Origin of the sequence: Paractinoplanes rhizophilus, from assembly GCF_042664765.1 — a bacterium.
Lineage (GTDB): Bacteria > Actinomycetota > Actinomycetes > Mycobacteriales > Micromonosporaceae > Actinoplanes > Actinoplanes rhizophilus.
This window is the reverse complement of sequence record NZ_JBHTBJ010000021.1, coordinates 90,361-108,626: the sequence shown is the minus strand read 5'-3', so window position 1 is coordinate 108,626 and position 18,266 is coordinate 90,361. Positions and strand designations below refer to the sequence as shown.

The window sequence follows — 18,266 nt, the reverse complement described above, 5'->3', positions numbered from 1 at the left end:
GGACCGCGCCACCCCGGGCGCTCAGCGGACGTTCGGTCCGTCAGCCACCGGCGTCGAGGTGACGAAGCCTGGTAGGTACCGAACGCCACCGGTCCGGCAGGCAGCCGGAGAATCCAGCCCCGAGGCCGTGGAGCCGCCGGGAGGCCGTGGCCATCGCCGCGAGCATCGGCATCCTTCCGTCGCGCGAGTGAGGCCGTAGGGTGGCTCAGCCACCGGCGGCGCTCAGCCTCGCGACGGACCACCGGGCCGGCCTCCCGGCCTCGACGAGGCGCCCCTCTTCTAGCCGTGTGATCGGTGTGGTCGGCAAAGCGCCACAGAGGACTCAGCGCAGGAGCGAACGGCCCGTGGGAGCCAGCCGCAGCTGTTCCGGCGCTGCGATCAGCGGCTTGGTGAGGGCCGGCGGAACGTCGTCGAGCACGCGCAGCTGTGCCGGGTCGCGGAAACGCGCGAGCCACACAAAGATATGCTCGCCGGTGCGGACGGGAAGCCTGGGGAACGTGTTTTCGGCGTACTCGGTCTGGAATGTTGCTATGACCTCGGCGCCGGCGCCGGTGAGCGCCGGCCGCGCGATGCGGTCGAAGAGCTCCGCGTACGACGAGTCGAACGGGCGCTCGCCGTAGCAGATGGAGGCGACCACGAGCGACCGCGGAGGCGGGGCGCCGACGGGCGGCCGCGGAGTGGCCGGCACGGCAAAGGCCGTCGTGGGTCGCAGCAGGAGGACGTCGTCGCTGTCGATCATCGTGGCGTTGGCGGCGGGGCCGTGCGCCCGCCACACCGGCCCGGAGTAGAAGGCGGTCAGCGCCTCGGCCCGGCGGGGCATGTCGGCGAAGCCACGCAGCCACACGAACCGGTCCGGGCGGTCGAGGTCGCGGAACTGGCCGATGACCGTCATGCCGGTGGCCTCCTGCGTCTCGACCAGTTCCCGGTCGAACAGGTCGATCAGGTCGTCGCGCCGGCCGGGGCGCAGCGTGTACTGCCGGAGTTCGACGATCATCGACCGGACACCTCCAGCGTCTCACGCAACACGTCGGCGATCGACGTGCGCTCCAACTCGCCGCGCACCGCCCGCTCGGCCCCGTCGTAGACCCCGCCCAGAGCCGGGCGGATCCCGCGGCCGACCGGGCACTCGAGGTTGGGCTCGGTGTGGTGCAGCCCGAACAATGGCTCCGACTCGACGGCCTCGTACACGTCCAGCACGGTGATCTCCTCCGGCGCCCGGGCCAGGCTCCAGCCGGCCCCGGCGCCATGACGCACCACAACCAGCCCGGCCCGGCGCAGGTCGCCGAGGCTGCGCCGCACCACCACCGGGTTCGTCTTGACACTCGCCGCGACCTCGTCGGAGGTCAGCACCGCACGCCCGCGCCGCTCGGCCAGCGCCAGCCACGCCAGCACGTGCACCCCGATCGTCAACCGGCTGTTCGCGGCCATCGGCACCTCCTTCGCTGTAACAGCTTCTGTTACAACGAAGAATCACGTCAACCCCCGGGACGTCAAAGGAACTGGCGGAACGGCGTGCTCGTTCCGTGATCGACTGTGCGAAGGTCGAGCCGGGGCCGGCGGGCGCGTGGCGCCGGACTAGCCGCACTTGACCTGGTTCCGACCCGATTCCTTGGCCCGGTACAGCGCCTGGTCCGCCCGCACGAGCAGGCTCTCGAGGTCGTCGTCGGGCTTGATCTCGGCCACACCGATGCTGACCGTGACGGTGATCGGGCCGCGCGGGGCCGGCACGACGAGGGCCTCGACGCCCGCGCGCAGCCGTTCGGCGGCCTCCACCGGATCGCCGGGCATGTCCGGCATGACCAGGGCGAACTCCTCGCCCCCGTACCGGCCCAGCACATCCGGCCCGCGGGTGCCGGCGCGCAGCACGCCGGACACGGCGCGGATTACGTCGTCGCCGGTGGCGTGCCCGTACCGGTCGTTGATGCTCTTGAAGTTATCGATGTCGATCATCAGCGCGGCGACGGCCCGGTGACTGCGCCTGGCGCTGTCCAGCTCGCGGGTGGCCAGCTCGGTGAAGTGCCGCCGGTTGTACATCTGGGTCAGCCCGTCCACCGTGGCCAGCTCCTGCACCTGGGCGAACAGCCGGGCGTTGTCGTACGCGGTGGCGCCCTGACCGGCGAGCGCCGAGGCGATGTCCAGCTGTGCCTGGCTGAATTCCGCCGCGGTCCGGGATCCGGCCAGCAACACGCCGCTGCCGTGTCCGCGGATGGTCAGCGGCACGGTCAACCAGCTCCGGCCGTCGCCGAGCAGCTCGGCCACGGCGGGTGGCGCCTCGTCAGCGGTGCCGGTGCGCAGGCTCGGGCCGGCGAGCTCCGCCAGGTCCAGGCGGGCGGGGTCCGTCTCGCCGCCGTCGATCAGCGCCGCCCCGGTGCCGTCGTCGTAGGCCAGGCACACGCGGTCGGCGCCGATGGCGCGGCCGACGATGTCGCGCAGGCGGCGGAGCACCTCGTCGGGGTCGAGCACGGCGGTCAGCTGGTTCATCGCCTCGCGGAGGACTTCCGCCGTGTCCCGCTGCTGGCGGGCGGTGTGCACGGCCACCTCGAGCTGTGCGGCGCGGGCGGTCGCCAGCGACCCGGCGATGTGGCTGGCGACCGCGGTCAGGATGGCCACGTCGTCGTCGGTGAAGACACCCTTGGCGACCCGGCTGTCGAGGTAGACCACGCCGAGCAGGCGCCCGTCCAGTTCCAGCGGCGCGATCATGATGCTGCGCAGCCCGTACGCGAGGGTGCTCTCGGAGCCGAGGGCGGCGCCCTCATCGGTGCCGGTGACGATGAGCGGCCGGCGGTCGGTCGCGACGCGCTCGACCAGGGTGCCGGAGTAGCCGCTCAGCTGGCTCAGGTCGTTGCCGGCGCCGCGGCCGACGGCGGGACGCAGCGTGCCGTCCTCGTCATTGAGGAACAGGATCGCCCGCTCGGCGCCCACCAGTCGCAGCGTCTCGTCCAGCGCGACGCGGGCGAGTTGCTGTGGTTCCAGCACCGTGGCGGCGGCGGCGCTCACTTGCTGCAGCGCCTCGAGCCGGCGACGGTACGGGTCGGCGGCGCTGCCGCCCGACCGGGCGTAGGTGCGGCTGCGTGCGGTGGCCTCGTCGCCGACCTTGAACTCGTCGCGCACCCAGCGGGCCCGCCGCGTCCAACCGTGCTTGCGGGCGAGCAGCAGCGCCACCTCGGCCTGCTGGTCGGCGGGACCGGCCCGGTCCAGACCGTGCAAGGCGCGGGCGCGTACCCGGGCGGCTTCGTAGTGGACCAGCGGCGCGTCGAGCGTCACGAGCAGGTCGCCGGCCCGGTTCAGCAGGGTCAGGGCGCGCTGGTGCTCGCCGTGCAGCTGCCGGAGGCCGGCGTGCAGCACCCGGTGGTGGGCGCGGAGCAGCGGGTCGTTGGCGATCTTTCCGAGCATGCCGATCGTGGCGGCGGCCGCCGCGAGCCGGTCCCGACGGTCCGGGCCGGTGGCCCGGCGGGCCTGGGTCAGCCGTCCGTACGCCTCGTAGGCGAAGGTCATGCGGTACTCGGCGAACAGCGCCCGGGGCGAGACCCGGATCCCGTGGAACGCGCTGACCGCGGCCTCGAACGCCGTGCCGAGATCGTCCTGTTCCACCGCGGTCTGCACGGCGCCGAGCGCGAACGGCATCGCGCGGCCGACATCGACCGGCTCGGCGGCGCGGGCGGCCAGCGTGACCGGGGCGCCGGAGGACCGGCCAAGCATCGCCGCGATCATGTCGCCGAGCACGCCGACGGCCGGGAAGGTGTCCGTGGCCGCGGCGGAGACCCGGCCGGCCACGCGCTGGTGCCAGTCGTGCGCTTGCGCCGCGTGGCCGGCCGCGAGCAGTTCCCGGCACCGGGACAGCAGGATGTTGGTGTAGAAGTCGAGCTCCAGCCACCGGCGGTGGGACTCGGACACCTCGGTCCACTGCTCGATGTCGGCCTCGCCGCCCATGACCCGGGAGAACTGCTCCATCCAGGCGGTGTAGGCGTACACCTTGGGGTCGCCGAGCGCCGTCGCGATGTCGAATGCGCGCGCGAAGATGCGGTCGCGCCGCTTCCGCAGGCGCATGGCGCCGGCGATGCCGCCGACGCCGGCGAGCTGGGTCGCGTACTCCTGGGTCGGACCGAGGCGGTACGTGGTCGGCACCGGTCGCATGTGGAATGCGATCGCCAGTGGGGTCTGGAGGTTGAGAACGGCGGCGGAATAGCCGGCGCGGCAGAGCTGGGTGTGCAGCCGCAGCCGTTCGGCCGGCTCGCCCTCGACGGGCCGATCCGACGGTGCGGGACTGCCCGTGACCAGCCAGCGCAGCGTGGTGCGGGCAGTGGCCAGGCCGAACAGTACCGGGTTTCCCGGAATGGGTGTGCCCAGCTCCGCGAGGCCCTGCCGCACCCGGTCGAGGGATCCGGTCAGGTCCCAGCCGCTGCGCAGCACATGGGCGAGCTGAAGCAGCAGGGCGGCGCGGCGCAGCGGCTGCGGCTCGTCCGCCAGTCCCGCATCGAGCTGTTCCCGGGCGTCGGCAAGGCGTCCGGTGCTCCAATACGCGACGCCCAGAGCCTCCCGGAAGGCGCTGTCCGGCACGATACCGGCCAGGTCGGCAGCCGCAGCCGCCGACTCGAGGAAGGAGGCCGCATCGGCTGGGGCGTTCTCCTCCAGTGCGAGCTGCCCTGCCGCCCGGCAGGCCGTGTACGCACGCTCCGGAGTCCGGGTCAGCACGCCGTTGGCGTAGTGGTGCGCGATGGCGTAGAGATCGGCGGCCTCGGTGCGATCGCCCTGCTCCAGTACCAGGGCGATGCGCTGGTGATGTTCACGCAGGTCGGCCGGCGAGAGTGCGGACAGCAGCGCTTCCCGGAGCCGGTCGTGGACGAACGCCAGCCGCGATCCGCTGGAGTACAACAGGCCCCGGTCGATGGCTTCGGTCAATGCCGCGGTGGGATCCGATCCGACAACGCCGGCGACCGGTCCGGCGTCGAACACCGTGCCGAGCACCGCGGCGACGGTCAACGCCTCGCGGCTTCGGGCGCCGAGCCCGCCGATGCGGGTCAGCACCAGGTCGAGCACGTCGCTGGGCAGGCGCAGAGCCCGCAGCCGGCGGTTGTCCACCCGCCAGGTCCCCCACCGCGGGTACAGCGCACCGGCCTCGATCAGCGCGTTCATGTATTCGAGCGTGGTGAAAGGGTTACCGTGGCCGCGCGCCGCGATCTCGGCGCTCACCCCCGGGTCCACCGTGGGACCGGCGAGGTACGAGCCGACCAGCCGGGCGGTCGCCGGCTGGTCGAGCGGCCCGAGAGCCACCTCGAGGTCCAGCCGGGCGCCGGCATCGGCCCGGAATCCGGCCACCGCTTCGGCACACGCCTCGTCGTCGCGGGCGGTCGCCAGCAGCAGCAGCGGCACCTCCCGCAGCTCGTCGACGACCCGGCGGAGCACGGACCGGCTCATCGCGTCCATCCACTGCACGTCATCGAGCACCAGCAGCAGACCGCCGGACTCCCGGGCCAGGCCGGCCAGGAAGGACGCCACCGCTCCGGCGAACTCGTCGTGGCGGTCCCCGGCGACCAGTTGCGGCGCGTCCAGGACCGCCGCGAGGGCAGCCGACAGCGGGCGCAGCAACGACGCGCCGGCGCCCGCCGCCGTACGCAGCCGGCGTACCGCCTCCGCGCGAGGCTGCGCGGGTAGAGCGGTGACGGCACGCAGATGCCCGGCGATGGCAGCCCGTAGCGGGGCCAGCGGCAACGCCGAGTCGAGGTCGCACTTGCCGGTCAACACGAGCGCTCCGTCGGCCCGCGCGATGTCGGCCACCGCCCGGGCCAGGGTGCTCTTGCCGCCGCCTGCCGCGCCGATGATGAGCGCCGCGCCGCCGCTGCCCGAGCGCGCCCGGCGCCATCGCCCGGCCAAGCGTCCCTGCTCGTCGTCGCGGCCCACCAAGGAGGTGACCGCGGATGGCGCCGGCCAACCCACGGACGCATCGAGCGGGACCAGACCGGACAGCGACGTGTACACCTCGCCGGCCGTCTGGACCCGGTCGTCCGGATCCTTGGCCAGCAACCGGCCGATCAGCTCGGCCAATTGCGGGGAAAGCCCGGGCCGCAGCTCGCGTGGTTCCGGGGCCGGCATGGCGGCGTGCATGGCCAGCAGCTCGCCGACATCGTCGGCCCGGAACGGCAACGCTCCCGTGGCGGCTTGGAACAGCACGACGCCGAGCGCATAGAGATCGGCGCGGGCGTCCACGGGCCGGGCCAGCATGCCGGTCTGCTCGGGCGCCGAGTAGTCGAACGTGCCGACGGCCGCGGTCTCCGCGGACGCCGCTCGTCCCGCCGCCGCGAGCCCGAAGTCGATGAGCCGGGCCCGTCCCGAGGGCGTGACGATGATGTTCGCCGGCTTGATGTCGCGATGCACCAGACCGGCGCGGTGGGCCGCGCCGAGGGCCGCGGCCACGTCGGCGGCCAGTCGCGCCAGCGTCGCCTCCTCGAGCCCGCCGGGCTCCAGGCGCGCCGACAACGGCTGGCCCTCGATGTACTCCATCACCAGGTACGGGTGCCCGGATGCCGATCCCACGTCGAACACTTGGGGCACCCCGGGATGATCCACCCGGGCCAGCAGCGCCGCCTCGCGGGCGAAGAGGGCCGACGCCTCGTCCGAGCCCCGTGCCGGCAGCAGCTTCAGCGCGTAGTCAACGCCGGCGCGGCGGATCCGGTACACCGCCGTCTGCGCACCGCGGCCGAGCTCGGCGATCACCTCGACGTCATCGCCCAGCCCGAGATCTGACGCGCTCAGCCCGAGCGCACGGTCGCCCGCGCCTCGGGGCGGCTCCGGCCGCAGGTAGGTCCTACTCACTCTGACCTGTTTCGGCGGGCCGGGCACCATCTTGAGGGAAGTCGCCGGGAATGCGGTGGACTAGGAGCGGTAGATCGTACCCAGCGGGTCCCGCTCGCGAACGGACTTCATCGCCTGACTCCAGCAAACGAGCTGGTCGAGCAGGGCGGTGACGGCGGGCTCGTGATCAGCGGCCGGGTGGAAGCTGCTGTAGTTCTCGAAATCCGTGAACAGCGACAGTGCGACCTGGGCCCGCACCGTCGCCACCTGCAGCTCGGCCATCATCAGGCGCAGCTGTTCGACCGCCCGGATTCCGCCGGCGCTGCCGTAGCTCACGAAACCGGCAGCCTTGTTGTTCCACTCGGCGTACACGTGGTCCAAGGCGTTCTTCAACGCCGCGGAAGTCGAATGGTTGTACTCGGGAGTCACGAAGACGTACCCGTCGAACTCGGCCACCTTGGCGGCCCATCGCCTGGTGTGCTCGTGGCTGTACTGACCCATTGAGGGCGGTACCGGCTCGTCGAGCATCGGAAGGTCGAAGTCGGCGATGTCGAGCAGCTCGAATTCCGCGTCGCTCCGCTTGCCGGCAAGGTCGTACACCCATCTGGCCACGGCTTCTCCGTTGCGGCCGGGTCGCGTGCTGCCCAGCACGACGGCGATCTTGACCATGGTCACCCATCCCCCGCGTAATCGGCTGCACTCAGCGTCCCATCCCGGGCGGCGACGTGTGCGGCATTCGCGGGATGGCGAGGCCAGAAGGTCCAAGTGACGCGTGGTCGCCGCCGGCCTGGGCCTGGCGTGACGGTCCGGCGGAACCAGGTCCCGCAGCACAGGCCACTTGCTCCGCCCTGCTCGGGACGAGCACGATCGGATCCGTGCGGAGCGGGCTGGGTTATGGTGCGCACCTGCCGCTGATCGACTTCGACGGCCACGGCTGGCGCCCGGACAGCGTCACGTCGTATGCCCGCGCCGCCCGCCGGCTCGGGTACGGCTCGCTCGCGGTCAACGACCACATCGTGTTTCAGCGGCCATGGTTGGACGGCATCGTCGCGCTGGCCAGCGTCGTCGAGCACAGCGGCGACATGCAACTCGTCACGACGGTGGCGCTTCCCGTCGTCCGCGGCCCGGCGGTCCTGGCGAAGACCGCGGCGGCGCTGGACGTCCTCTCCGGCGGGCGGCTGGTGCTGGGGGTGGGTCCGGGGTCGTCACCGCGCGATTACGCTCTCGCGGGCCTGCGGTTCGACGAGCGGTGGGCGCGTTTCGACGAGGCGGTCCCGGTCCTGCGGGCATATCTGAACGGTGCGGCCGCGCCTTCGGCGGAGGTGTTGCGGCCGCTTCCCGGCCGCGCGCCCGGGCCACAGATCTGGATCGCCAGCTGGGGTTCGGACGCCGGTCTGGCGCGTGTCGCGCGGCTCGGCGATGGCTGGCTGGCGTCCGGATACAACGCCACACCGGCCCGGGTGGCCGGCGCCCGCGCGAAGCTTGCCGCCGCGCTGGCACGCGACGGCAGACGACTGGACGACTTTCCGTGCGCGGTCGCGACACTTTGGACGTACGTCACGGAGGACCGCCACGCCGCCGCGACGCATCTGAACGGCTTGGCGGAGATGCTGGCGCGACCGGTGGATCAGCTGGCAAATCGGGTGTTGATCGGCGGAGCCGAGCAATGCGCGGCGCTGCTTCGCGCGTACGCGGACGCCGGCATCGACCGCGTCTTCATCTGGCCGGTCGCCGACGCGGAGGATCAGCTGGCGCGGTTCATGCGGGACGTCGTCCCGCTGGTGTGATCCGGGCTTCGAACCCCCGGGCGGCCTCTCGCAGGATCTCCGTCATCGCCCGGACGGCCGACGACGGGAATCGGTCCGCCCGGTGGGCCACGCTGATCCGCCGGACCGGGGCGGTGCCGCGCAGCTGGCGCACTTCGACGCCCGGCACCGTCGCGGCGACGGCCAGCCCCGGGATCACCGCGACTCCCAGGCCCGCGGCGACGAACGCCTGCACCGCGCGGTAGTCGTCGGATGCCAGAGACGTACGCGGTTCGAAGCCGGCGGCCCGGCATGAGTGCCGGACGATGCTGAACCACGCGCTGGTGGTGTGGCCGCCCACCCACATCTCATCGGCCAGGTCCGACAGCCGCACCGCGCCGCGCCGCCGGCTGAGACGGTGGCCGGCGGGCACCACGGCTTGATAGGTGTCGTCGAACAGCGGGACACGGACCATCCCGGTCGCGCCCGCGGGGAGGATCTCATGCTCGAAGATCACGGCCAGGTCCAGCGAGCCGTCGGCCAGACGCGGCAGCAACCCCTGCAGGTGGTCGTCGACCACGGTCAGGACCACCGCTGGGTGCTCACGGCGCAGGCGCGAGAGGGCCGTCGGAACGAACGTGGTGAGTGCCGTCGGGAAGCTGCCGAAGCGGAGCCGCCGGCTCTGCTGTCCGGCCAGCTCACTCAGCTCTTGCTCGGCATCGTCGAGGTGCGCGACGATCGCCGTGCCGTGGCGGACGAGGACGCGACCGGCCTCGGTGAGCTCGATCGGGCGGGTTCCGCGCTGCACGAGGGGCAGGCCGGCTTCGCGTTCCAGGGCCGCGACGTGCTGGCTCACCGCCGACTGGGTGAGGCCGAGCGCGTCGCCGGCAGCGGAGAACGAACCGCCCGCGTTCACCTCGCAGAGGGCCTGGATGCCGCGTACGTGGCCTATTAGTTTCACTACTGCTCCTTCAGCATCGTGCATTGATGCTAATGCGGCCGGCGTCTAGCGTCCGTGCATCCGACGCGATGAGGAGGGTCAGTCGTGGCACAGATCGAAGCCCCAGCACAGGTGGACAACGACAAGTTGATGGCGTTCGTGTTCCGCGCCGTCGACGAGGTCGGCGCGGCACTGAACTGCGCGCTGGTGGTGATGGGCGACCAGCTCGGCTATTACCGCGACTTGGCAGCGCACGGCCCGACCACCCCGAGTGAGCTGGCCGAGCGTACGGGCACCGGCGTGCACTACGCCCGGGAATGGCTGAACGCGCAGGCCGCCGGTGGCTTCGTCGACTACGACGCGGACACCCGCCGATACACGCTGCCGCCCGAGCAGGCGGTCGCGCTGGCCGACGAGAGCAGCCCGGCGTTCCTGCCCGGCTTCTTCCAGATCGCGCACGGAACGGCACGGGACGCGGCGATGGTCATCGACGCCGCCCGCGCCGGCCAGGGCCTGGGCTGGGACCAGCACAACAGCGATGTCCACGCCGGCTGCGAACGGTTCTTCCGCCCCGGGTACGCGGCCAACCTCGTCCCGGCGTGGCTACCGGCACTGGACGGCGTGGTCGACAAGCTCCGCAATGGCGCCAAGGTCGCCGATGTGGGATGCGGTCACGGCGCCTCCACCGTTCTCATGGCGCAGGCGTTTCCCCGCTCGACCTTCGCCGGCTCGGACTTCCACGCGGAATCGGTCGCCACGGCGCGGGACCGGGCGTCGAGCGCAGCGGTGGCGGACCGCACGCAGTTCGAGGTCGCCGCCGCCACCGGCTTCTCCGGCGCCGGCTATGACTTGGTGACCATGTTCGACTGCCTACACGACATGGGCGACCCACTGGGCGCGGCCCGGCACGTCCGGCAGGTCATCGCCCCGGACGGCACCTGGATGATCGTCGAACCGGCCGCCGGCGACGCCGTCGAGCAGAACCTGAACGCCGTGGGCCGCGCCTACTACGGCTTCTCCACGCTGCTGTGCACCCCGGCGTCGCTGTCCCAGCCGCCCGGTGCCGCGCTCGGCACCCAAGCAGGCCCGGCTCGCATCCGCGCGGTGACCGCTGACGCCGGCTTCACCCGGTTCCGGCAGGTGGCTCAAACACCCTTCAATCACGTGTACGAGGTCCGCCCGTGACTGATCAGGAGGGGGTGACCCGGTAGATGGCGCCGGCCAGGTCGTCGCTCACGTAGAGGGCGTGGTCGGGACCTTGGACTGCCATGACCGGGCGGCCCCAGCGGGAGCCGTCCGCGTTCTGGAAACCGGTCAGCAGCGTCCGCTGGGGGCCTAGGGTGCCGTCCTTCCAGGCGAAGAAGGACACCTCCGGCGGCCGGGGCGGCTTACGGTTCCACGAGCCGTGGACGCCCACCAGGGCGCCGGGGCCGTACCCGCCGGGCAGGCCGGGTGAGGTCACGAAGCTCATGCCGAGCGGGGCCGAATGGGCGCCCATCCCCTGCTCGACCGGAGGCAAGGTGGCGCAGTCCAGCTTCGTACCATCGGAATTTGTCTGAATGTCCCGGACGAAGGGGCGGTTGGTGTAGCTCAGCGGGGAGTCCCTCTTGCCGGGCTGGACGTCGGGGTCGGGATTGCAGTACGGCCAGCCGAGGTCGCGACCCTGGGTGAGGCGGGCCAAGGGCTCCAGGGGCTGGTCGTTCACGTACCACTGCATGACCTTGCCCTGCTCTTTGCCGGCGTGTGGATAGCCGATGTTGTCGCGGTTGTTGACGGCGGTCCAGACGCCGCCGCCGGGATCGATCGCCAGGCCGGTGCCGTTGCGTACGCCCCGGGCGAAGGTCGACGCCCTCCCGCCGCCGGGCGGGACGCGGAGGATCGAGGCCCGCTCCGGATCGGCGTCCCGGTCGTCGGCCGAGATGTTGCCGGTCGACCCGACCGAGATGTAGAGGGCGCCGTCCTTGCCGACCGCCACGCTCTTGAGGGCGTGGGCGTAGGCGCCGCCCAGCTCGGGGCTCTTCTGGTCGGGGAGGCCGCCGACCACGACCCGGCTGCCCGACAGCGCGCCGTTGCGGTAGGTGAAGGAGTCCAGCTGATCGCTCTCGGCCACGTACAGCGTGGTGCCACTGAACGCCAGGCCGTGCGGCTGATCAAGGCCGTCGACCAGCGTGCGCTGCGACGGGCCGGAATCGCCGGGGATCAGCTCGACGACGTCGCCGAACTTCGGCCGGGAGACCAGCAGGCGGCGGTCGGGGGTCCAGGCCAGCAGTCGGGCGCCGGGCACCCGCGCCCACACGCCGATCGTCCAGCCGGGCGGCGCCATCAGGGTCCTAGCCTCGTCGAACGGGGCCGCGGCGGCGCCGGCCGGCCGGCGCACATCCGTCGGCGCCAGGGCCGGCACGTCAACCGTGCCCGAGGGTGGCGACACCGTCTCGCGCGGCGGCTCGGACGCGCCCGGGGACGGTGACGAACACGCCGCCATCGTGAGCGCCAGACCACCGGCCACCAGGGCGTGCAACGGGCCTCTTTTCACCACTGCATTTCTACCTACGGCACCGCCGCGCGCCAAGCCGCTCCTCGAAGATCGCGGCGATCTGCACTTCACTCATTGGTTCGGGAGCGGTGGTGCCGGTGTCGCTCATGAGCTTTCTCCTCGGCGAGGATGCGGGATGGGTGATGGGTAATGGTCAGCGGGGCCCGAGGGCGGTCTGGGCGCGCAGGATCGCGCGGTCGCGGTAGCGGCGGGCCCGGTCGGCCGGGGTCGTGACCTCGGCGCAGCCGTCGCAGAAGCGCACCCCGGCGGTCGGCTCGGTGCGGCGGAGCAAGCGGATCATGACGGCCTCCCGGATCGTGGTTTCGACAACCGTCGGATTTGACGTCCGTCGAAACCGACGTTTGCACGCGGATTCGATGCATGTCAAGCTCGACGCATGTCGAAACCATCCGCCACGGCAGACCTGCTGCCCCCGGCCACGCAGACCCCGTGCTGCCCGCCGATGGCCGCCCAGCGGGTTGAGCCGGCCACGGCCCTGCAGCTCGCGCCCGCATTCAAGGCCCTCGGCGACCCGGTCCGGCTGCAGCTGATGTCCATGATCGCCTCGGCACCAGGCGGCGAAATCTGCGTGTGCGACCTCACTCCGTCGTTCGAGGTGTCCGGCTCGACGATCTCCCACCACCTCAAGACCCTGCGCGACGCCGGCCTGGTCGACGCCGAACGCCGCGCCAGCTGGGTGTACTACCGCGCCCGGCCCGGACTGATGCGCCAGCTGGCCACCCTGCTCACGCCCAGCGGGGACGACCTGACCTCGAACTGACGCCACCGAGCCCGCCCGCCTCCCCGTCCGTCGAGGAGTTCTCGATGAGTGACAAGCCCAGCGTCCTGTTCGTCTGCGTACACAACGCCGGCCGCTCGCAGATGGCCGCCGGCTGGCTGCGGCACCTCGCCGGGGACGCCATCGAGGTGCGTTCCGCCGGGTCGGAGCCCGCCGACCAGATCAACCCCGCCGCCGTCGAGGCGATGCGCGAGGTCGGCATCGACATCACCGGCCAAACGCCCAGGAAGCTCGAGTACGAGACGGCCCAGGACTCCGACGTCATCATCACCATGGGCTGCGGCGACGCCTGCCCCGTCTTCCCCGGCAAGCGATACGAGGACTGGAAGCTCGACGACCCGGCCGGCAAGGGCATCGAAGCCGTACGCCCCATCCGCGACGAGATCCGTACCCGGATCGAGGCCCTGGTGGCCGACCTGATCCCGGCCAGCCGGGCACCGAGAACATGTGACAGCGGCGGATGACGGCCGCACTGCATCCGATACGCAGCAGGCTCGCGGCCACCGCGACGACGGTCAGCGAATCGGCGTGGGCACCGGACCTCACCAAGAAAGCGATCATGAATACATCCCCGGCGGCGGCGAAGGCGGCGACACCCACCGCGGCCTCGAGCGCTCGGCGGGGCGAGGCCTCAGGCAGCCAGCGGATCATCCGGCCGGTCGTGGCCACCACACCGGCGGCGGTGGCGACGCCAACGGCCACCACCGGCAGGACCGGCACCGCGGCGAGGAACGCGGCCAGGCCCGTACGCCAGGGATCAGCGTGCAACAGCAGCAGCCACCAGATGCCGACCAGCGGTCCGGTCGCGACATATCCGATCACGGTGCGCCGGGCGGAGCCGGTGGCGAGCTCGCCGGCGAAGGCGTGGGCGACCTGGCCCGGATCGCCGAAGGAGGCAACCGCGGCAGTGGCCGCCTGATCGGATGCCATCCCCCCGGCACGGCGGCCGGCGATCGCCTCGCCGAGGCCGTCGCGCAGTTCCGCGAGGATCCGTTTGCGCTGCCGTCGCGGGCCGTGCAGGCCGGCGGCGACCTGGTCGAGATAGGCGTCGACGGCTGGGGTGTTCATGCTGTCGACGGTCTCGTCCCACCGCCGAGCAGGGCGGTGACGGCGGCGGAGAACTCGTCCCACACGGCCCGATGCTCGCCGAGCGCGCGGATTCCGGCGGCGGTGAGGTGGTAGGCCCGGCGTCGGCGGCCGCCGACGGTCTGCCAGTCGCTGGCGATCAGCCCGGCCCGTTCGAGGCGATGCAGCGCCGGATACACCGTTCCGGTGGGCAGGTCGATGGTGGCGCCGCTGCCCGTCCGCAGCGACTCGATGACCGCGTACCCGTGCCGCGGGCCCTCCTCGAGCACCGCGAGCAGCAACGCGTCGAGGTGTCCCTTGAGTAGCTCCGGTCGCATCGGCCTGCTCCGTGGTCGCGGGTTGCCTGTTCCAGCCTGACCCGCCTACTGTAGCGTCACAATACCTTGCGACGCTACATATGGAGAGCGTCATGATCATCGACCTGGAACAGGCGGCCCGCCGGGGACCGGCAGTGGTGGGCACCAAGGCAGCGGTCCTGTCCGAACTGGCCGGGGCAGGATTCGCGGTGCCGGCCGGATTCGTCGTCACCACCGACGCCGTCGAAGGCACCGACCTGGCCGCCGCGGCGGCGCGGCTCGGTGACGGCCGGTTCGCCGTACGCTCGTCGGGCGCCGCCGAGGACCTGCCCGATGCCTCCTACGCAGGCCTCTACGAGACGTTCCTCGACGTGCCGGCCGACGAGCTCGGCAACGCGGTCCGGGCATGTTTCGCCGCGGCCGACAGCGACCGGGTGCACGCCTACCATCAGCGGCGCGGCGGCCCGGAACCGACGATGGCGGTGCTTGTGCAGCGCATGATCGACCCACTCGCCGCCGGGGTGGCGTTCACCGCGCATCCGGTCACCGGCAACCGGAACCTGACGGTCGTCACCGCGGTGCCCGGCCCGGGCGAGGCGCTCGTGTCGGGCCGCGGCGACGCCGAGGAATGGCTTATCGAAGCGGGTGCCGCGCCGCCGGGGCGGTCCCGGCCGGACGCGGAACCTGTCCTGACCACCACCCAAGCCCTCGCGGTCGCGGCGCTGGCCCGCCGCGTCGCCGACCGGTACGGCCGGCCGCAGGACGTCGAATGGGCCATCGACCACGACGGCCGGCTGTGGCTGCTGCAGGCTCGTCCGATGACCGCGCTGCCCGCCCCGGTCTCCTGGGACCCACCAGGTCCGGGGTTGTGGATGCGCAACTTCCGGCTCGGGGAATGGCTGCCCGAACCGGTCACGCCGCTGTTCGCCACCTGGCTGCTGCCCCTGATCGAGAACGGTTACCTCGACGGCATGCAGCACAGCGTCCGGGTCCGCGTCCCGTTCCGCTGGACACTGGTCAATGGCTGGTACTACAACGCCACCCCGATCCCTTCACTCACCCTGCTGGCCACCGTGCTGCGCCAGGGCCGCGCCCATGCGGTGAAAGTCCTGTTCAACGCCCTTGTCCGAGTGGGACGCAACCCGGCTGCAGCCGACCGCGCCGTCCTCGCCGACCTCGAACGCCAATGGCGCGAACAGCAACTACCCGCCTACCGCCACCTCGTCGACGCCGCCGAAGCCGAGATCCCCACGGCACCGCCCGACCGGCTGATCCAGCTCGTCGACCAACTCGGCCGGCAGGCCGGAGTCGCGCTGTGGTACCTGGCGATCGTCGGCGGATCAGCCTGGAAGATGGAAGCCTGCCTGACCCGCTTCACCCGCGCCCACCTGGCCAAGGTGCTGCCCAGCGCCGAAGGCGGCGCACAGCCGCTGCTGCGCGGGCTACCCGGCGCCGAGCCCACCGTCGACCCGCACGCGGTGTTCAGCGCCGACTGGTACCACCCGCTCGCCGCCGACCTGCCCGCCCCAGCCCACTCGCAACGCCTCGGCGATCGGCACGCCGAGCTCGTCGCCGAGCGTCTCGCCGCCGAGCAGCGCTGCACCGCCGCCCTCGCCGACCGGCCCCGGCTGCTCGCCGAGTTCCAGCAGCTGCTCCGGGTCAACCAACACTATGCGGTCACCCGCGAGCAGCAGGCACGCACATTCACCCTCGCCTGGCCCGCCCTGCGCGCCTGCGCGCGATCCCTCGGCCGCCACCTCAAACAGGCAGGCGCTCTCGACGATATCGATGACGTGTTCTTCTGCACTCGATCCGATCTCGACTCCGCAGGCACCGCCATCGACACCACCGGCCGCCGCGCGCGGTGGGAACAGCAACGACGATTCGCCGCACCCTTGACGCTCGGACGCCCGCCCCGACCGTTCGGCGATGTCATCGACCACGCCGTTCAGACAGCACGCGGCGGCACTGCAATCGCGAACGACAGCACCATCGTCGGGCACCCAGCCTCCGCCGGCCAAGCCACCGGCCCGGTCCGCATCATCACCGCCCCGGCCGACTTCGCCACCTTCGCTGACGGCGCCATCCTCGTCGCCAAAGCCACCGCACCCGCGTGGACGCCGCTGTTCGCCCACGCCGCGGCGATCGTCACCGACGGCGGAACGCTCGCCGCCCACGCATCTCTGGTCGCCCGCGAATACGGCATACCCGCCGTCGTCGGCACCGGCGACGCCACCACCCGCCTGCACCCCGGGGACGTCGTCACCGTCAACGGCACCACCGGCACCGTCACCATCCACCGGCAATGAGGCCCAACGCCCCGCCCTCAGTGCTTTCCCGAAGGCGACGTCAGCGGCGACGAGCTCGGGCTCATCATCCGGTGCGGAGCCGCGGATTCACTGATGGCGACGACCGGCCCCGAGGGCTCAGCCCGGCGAAATCGCTGCCGATTGTTCACGCCGAACGTCGGGAGCGGTGCGGAAGGCCGGAGATGATGACAGTGCTGAGCCGATGGATTCCGGCAGCGGTGCGACGCCCGTCCGGCGTCGTGGCGAGCATGCGCTGGCTGTACCTCGTCGCGGCGATCCTCGCGTTGCTGCTCACTCTGCCCGCGCCGCTGGCGGTGGCCAACCCGGTGACCGCCACGTTGACCGTGACGGCGACGGCCGGGCTCATCGTGTCGTGGATCGCGGGTTACCGGCTGGGGCGCAACTCGGTCTGGCTCGACGCGGCCGACGCCCTCGCGATCGCCGCGTTCGCGCTGGCCTGCCCGGCGCCGCCAGTGGTGTTCAGCATCGCCTTCTCCGGGCTGTGGTACCGCTCCCTCTACGGCTCGGTGTCGCGGATCGCCGTGACCTGCGCGATCTACGCGGGCGGCCTGTGCGCCATGTTGCTGGTGTGGCCGTTGGTGCCCAACGGTTTCCCGGCGCCGCCGCCGGCGTCCATCATCGGCCCGATGCCGGCGATGTTCCTGGTCGCCATCGTCGGCCGGATGCTCGGCGCCAGCCTCTTCGTGCGCGAGGAGTCCGCCCGCCGCGACGCCGCGCTGGCCAACGCCGGCACCGCTCTGCTGAATGCGCACAGCCGCGAGGAGATCATCAGCCTCGCCGGTGCGGCGACCGCCGAGATCTGCGCGGCGACCCCCGGCCTGCGCTCGATCGCCGTCTTCCCGGACGAGGACGGCGTCATGGTGACCCACCCGGCCGGACCGTTCGCGCAGCGGCCGACATCCGTGCCGGATCACGTGGTGGGCCGGGACGCCGATGGCCGGGCCATTTCCGTACGGGATCCGCGTTTCCTCGATGAGCTGGCCGGCACGGTCTGCGCCTGGCTGGTCATTCCCAGCCCCGACCGGAAGGCGGACGGTTACCTGCTCCTGGGAACGCCCAAGCGGGTTCCGAACGAGGCAGTGCTGGCCATGACGTCCGTGCTCAACCAGGTCGCCTTCGCGGTCCTCAAGTGGCAGGACCACCAGAGCATCACCCGGCAGGCGCGCACCGACGCTCTCACCGGGCTGGCCAACCGGACCGCCTTCACCGCGGCGCTCGACCGGGTCGCCGGACCCGCCGCGGTGCTCTTCCTCGACCTCGACGACTTCAAGAAGGTCAACGACGGCCGGGGCCATGCGGCCGGCGACAAGCTGCTGCGCGAGGTCGCGGCCCGCCTGACCGCGGCGGCCGGTCCCGGCGCGGTAGCGGCCCGGCTCGGCGGCGACGAGTTCGCCCTGATCGTCACCGGCCGCTCCGCCGACGAGGTGGACTCGCTGGCCGAGGTCCTGGTCGCCGAGATCAGCAAGCCCGTCCGGGTCGCCGGCGCCGACGCGTTCGTCGGCGCCAGCGTGGGCATCGCCGACACGACCACCGCCCCGGACGACCCCGACCTGCTCCTGCGCCAGGCCGATCAGGCGATGTACGCCGCGAAGATGGCCGGCAAGAACCAGGTACGCCGCTACGACTCGCGGGACCGGAATTTCCTGACGGCCGCCTGACCCGCCCGGCCCGGATCGCGCCATCAGGGTCGGTAGCGCCCCGGATCGCGAGCGCGGCGCGGCACATCAGCAGGGAGCATGCGAGGTGAC

15 protein-coding genes and 1 pseudogene are annotated in these 18,266 nt (G+C 72.1%); 7 read left to right on the top strand and 9 right to left on the bottom strand.

The window, feature by feature from the left end:
• Positions 1-322: 322 nt before the first annotated feature.
• The 4 genes from ACFQS1_RS25445 to ACFQS1_RS25430 form a co-directional block, all read right to left on the bottom strand.
• The gene (locus ACFQS1_RS25445; RefSeq protein WP_378972809.1) at positions 323-994 is read right to left on the bottom strand and encodes an NIPSNAP family protein; all 672 of its coding nucleotides are present in this window, start codon (positions 992-994) and stop codon (positions 323-325) included.
• A complete protein-coding gene (locus tag ACFQS1_RS25440) occupies positions 991-1,428 on the bottom strand; it encodes an Rrf2 family transcriptional regulator (RefSeq protein ID WP_378972807.1) in 438 nt (145 codons plus the stop codon). Before ACFQS1_RS25440 ends, ACFQS1_RS25445 begins: the two co-directional genes overlap by 4 nt.
• 147 nt (positions 1,429-1,575) lie before the next feature.
• Positions 1,576-6,810, bottom strand: a complete 5,235-nt coding sequence (locus tag ACFQS1_RS25435; protein WP_378972804.1) for a diguanylate cyclase — start codon at positions 6,808-6,810, stop codon at positions 1,576-1,578.
• Positions 6,811-6,870: 60 nt separating this feature from the next.
• Positions 6,871-7,458, bottom strand: a complete 588-nt coding sequence (locus ACFQS1_RS25430; protein WP_378972802.1) for an NADPH-dependent FMN reductase — start codon at positions 7,456-7,458, stop codon at positions 6,871-6,873.
• Between the two features lie 206 nt (positions 7,459-7,664).
• On the opposite strand from ACFQS1_RS25430, the gene ACFQS1_RS25425 reads away from it, so the two are divergent.
• Positions 7,665-8,576: an LLM class flavin-dependent oxidoreductase gene (locus ACFQS1_RS25425; RefSeq protein ID WP_378972800.1), complete on the top strand. Its 912-nt coding sequence runs from the start codon at positions 7,665-7,667 to the stop codon at positions 8,574-8,576.
• On the opposite strand, the gene ACFQS1_RS25420 is transcribed toward ACFQS1_RS25425, so the two are convergent.
• Complete coding sequence (locus ACFQS1_RS25420; RefSeq protein WP_378972798.1) at positions 8,548-9,495, bottom strand: LysR family transcriptional regulator; 948 nt, start codon at positions 9,493-9,495, stop codon at positions 8,548-8,550. The two genes, ACFQS1_RS25425 and ACFQS1_RS25420, sit on opposite strands and share 29 nt — an antisense overlap.
• Before the next feature lie 84 nt (positions 9,496-9,579).
• On the opposite strand from ACFQS1_RS25420, the gene ACFQS1_RS25415 reads away from it, so the two are divergent.
• Positions 9,580-10,659: a class I SAM-dependent methyltransferase gene (locus ACFQS1_RS25415; protein WP_378972796.1), complete on the top strand. Its 1,080-nt coding sequence runs from the start codon at positions 9,580-9,582 to the stop codon at positions 10,657-10,659.
• A gap of 4 nt (positions 10,660-10,663) precedes the next feature.
• On the opposite strand, the gene ACFQS1_RS25410 is transcribed toward ACFQS1_RS25415, so the two are convergent.
• On the bottom strand, positions 10,664-12,007 hold the full coding sequence (locus ACFQS1_RS25410; RefSeq protein WP_378972793.1) for a PQQ-dependent sugar dehydrogenase: 1,344 nt from the start codon (positions 12,005-12,007) through the stop codon (positions 10,664-10,666).
• 154 nt (positions 12,008-12,161) lie between these two features.
• The gene (locus ACFQS1_RS25405; protein WP_378972791.1) at positions 12,162-12,308 is read right to left on the bottom strand and encodes a hypothetical protein; all 147 of its coding nucleotides are present in this window, start codon (positions 12,306-12,308) and stop codon (positions 12,162-12,164) included.
• A gap of 96 nt (positions 12,309-12,404) precedes the next feature.
• Between ACFQS1_RS25405 and ACFQS1_RS25400 the strand changes: the two genes are divergently transcribed.
• The 3 genes from ACFQS1_RS25400 to ACFQS1_RS25390 all read left to right on the top strand — a co-directional run bounded on the left by ACFQS1_RS25400 (position 12,405) and on the right by ACFQS1_RS25390 (position 13,725).
• Positions 12,405-12,788: an ArsR/SmtB family transcription factor gene (locus ACFQS1_RS25400; protein WP_378972788.1), complete on the top strand. Its 384-nt coding sequence runs from the start codon at positions 12,405-12,407 to the stop codon at positions 12,786-12,788.
• 44 nt (positions 12,789-12,832) lie between these two features.
• Positions 12,833-13,270, top strand: a complete 438-nt coding sequence (locus ACFQS1_RS25395; RefSeq protein WP_378972786.1) for an arsenate reductase ArsC — start codon at positions 12,833-12,835, stop codon at positions 13,268-13,270.
• Positions 13,271-13,365: 95 nt separating this feature from the next.
• Complete coding sequence (locus tag ACFQS1_RS25390) at positions 13,366-13,725, top strand: hypothetical protein (protein ID WP_378972851.1); 360 nt, start codon at positions 13,366-13,368, stop codon at positions 13,723-13,725.
• A gap of 2 nt (positions 13,726-13,727) precedes the next feature.
• Here the strand turns inward: ACFQS1_RS25390 and ACFQS1_RS25385 are convergent.
• Together ACFQS1_RS25385 and ACFQS1_RS25380 are read right to left on the bottom strand one after the other, a co-directional pair.
• Positions 13,728-13,874: pseudogene (locus ACFQS1_RS25385) on the bottom strand (hypothetical protein); the annotation flags it as partial.
• Positions 13,871-14,209, bottom strand: coding sequence for a PadR family transcriptional regulator (locus ACFQS1_RS25380; protein WP_378972784.1), 339 nt, complete (start codon positions 14,207-14,209; stop codon positions 13,871-13,873). The pseudogene ACFQS1_RS25385 and the gene ACFQS1_RS25380, both read right to left, overlap by 4 nt.
• Positions 14,210-14,301: 92 nt before the next feature.
• Between ACFQS1_RS25380 and ACFQS1_RS25375 the strand changes: the two genes are divergently transcribed.
• Both ACFQS1_RS25375 and ACFQS1_RS25370 read left to right on the top strand, forming a co-directional pair.
• Positions 14,302-16,497: a PEP/pyruvate-binding domain-containing protein gene (locus ACFQS1_RS25375; protein ID WP_378972781.1), complete on the top strand. Its 2,196-nt coding sequence runs from the start codon at positions 14,302-14,304 to the stop codon at positions 16,495-16,497.
• A gap of 218 nt (positions 16,498-16,715) precedes the next feature.
• Positions 16,716-18,176 carry a diguanylate cyclase domain-containing protein gene (locus tag ACFQS1_RS25370; RefSeq protein ID WP_378972779.1) on the top strand — a complete coding sequence of 487 codons (1,461 nt, stop codon included), beginning with the start codon at positions 16,716-16,718 and terminating at the stop codon, positions 18,174-18,176.
• Positions 18,177-18,266: the final 90 nt, after the last annotated feature.

Bases quoted from the DNA above. Each gene is read 5' to 3' on its own strand.
- ACFQS1_RS25380 (WP_378972784.1), bottom strand. From the start codon at position 14,209: ATGCGACCGGAGCTACTCAAGGGACACCTCGACGCGTTGCTGCTCGCG.
- ACFQS1_RS25430 (WP_378972802.1), bottom strand. From the start codon at position 7,458: ATGGTCAAGATCGCCGTCGTGCTGGGCAGCACGCGACCCGGCCGCAAC.
- ACFQS1_RS25400 (WP_378972788.1), top strand. From the start codon at position 12,405: ATGTCGAAACCATCCGCCACGGCAGACCTGCTGCCCCCGGCCACGCAG.
- ACFQS1_RS25405 (WP_378972791.1), bottom strand. From the start codon at position 12,308: ATGATCCGCTTGCTCCGCCGCACCGAGCCGACCGCCGGGGTGCGCTTC.
- ACFQS1_RS25445 (WP_378972809.1), bottom strand. From the start codon at position 994: ATGATCGTCGAACTCCGGCAGTACACGCTGCGCCCCGGCCGGCGCGAC.
- ACFQS1_RS25390 (WP_378972851.1), top strand. From the start codon at position 13,366: ATGAATACATCCCCGGCGGCGGCGAAGGCGGCGACACCCACCGCGGCC.
- ACFQS1_RS25440 (WP_378972807.1), bottom strand. From the start codon at position 1,428: ATGGCCGCGAACAGCCGGTTGACGATCGGGGTGCACGTGCTGGCGTGG.
- ACFQS1_RS25395 (WP_378972786.1), top strand. From the start codon at position 12,833: ATGAGTGACAAGCCCAGCGTCCTGTTCGTCTGCGTACACAACGCCGGC.
- ACFQS1_RS25375 (WP_378972781.1), top strand. From the start codon at position 14,302: ATGATCATCGACCTGGAACAGGCGGCCCGCCGGGGACCGGCAGTGGTG.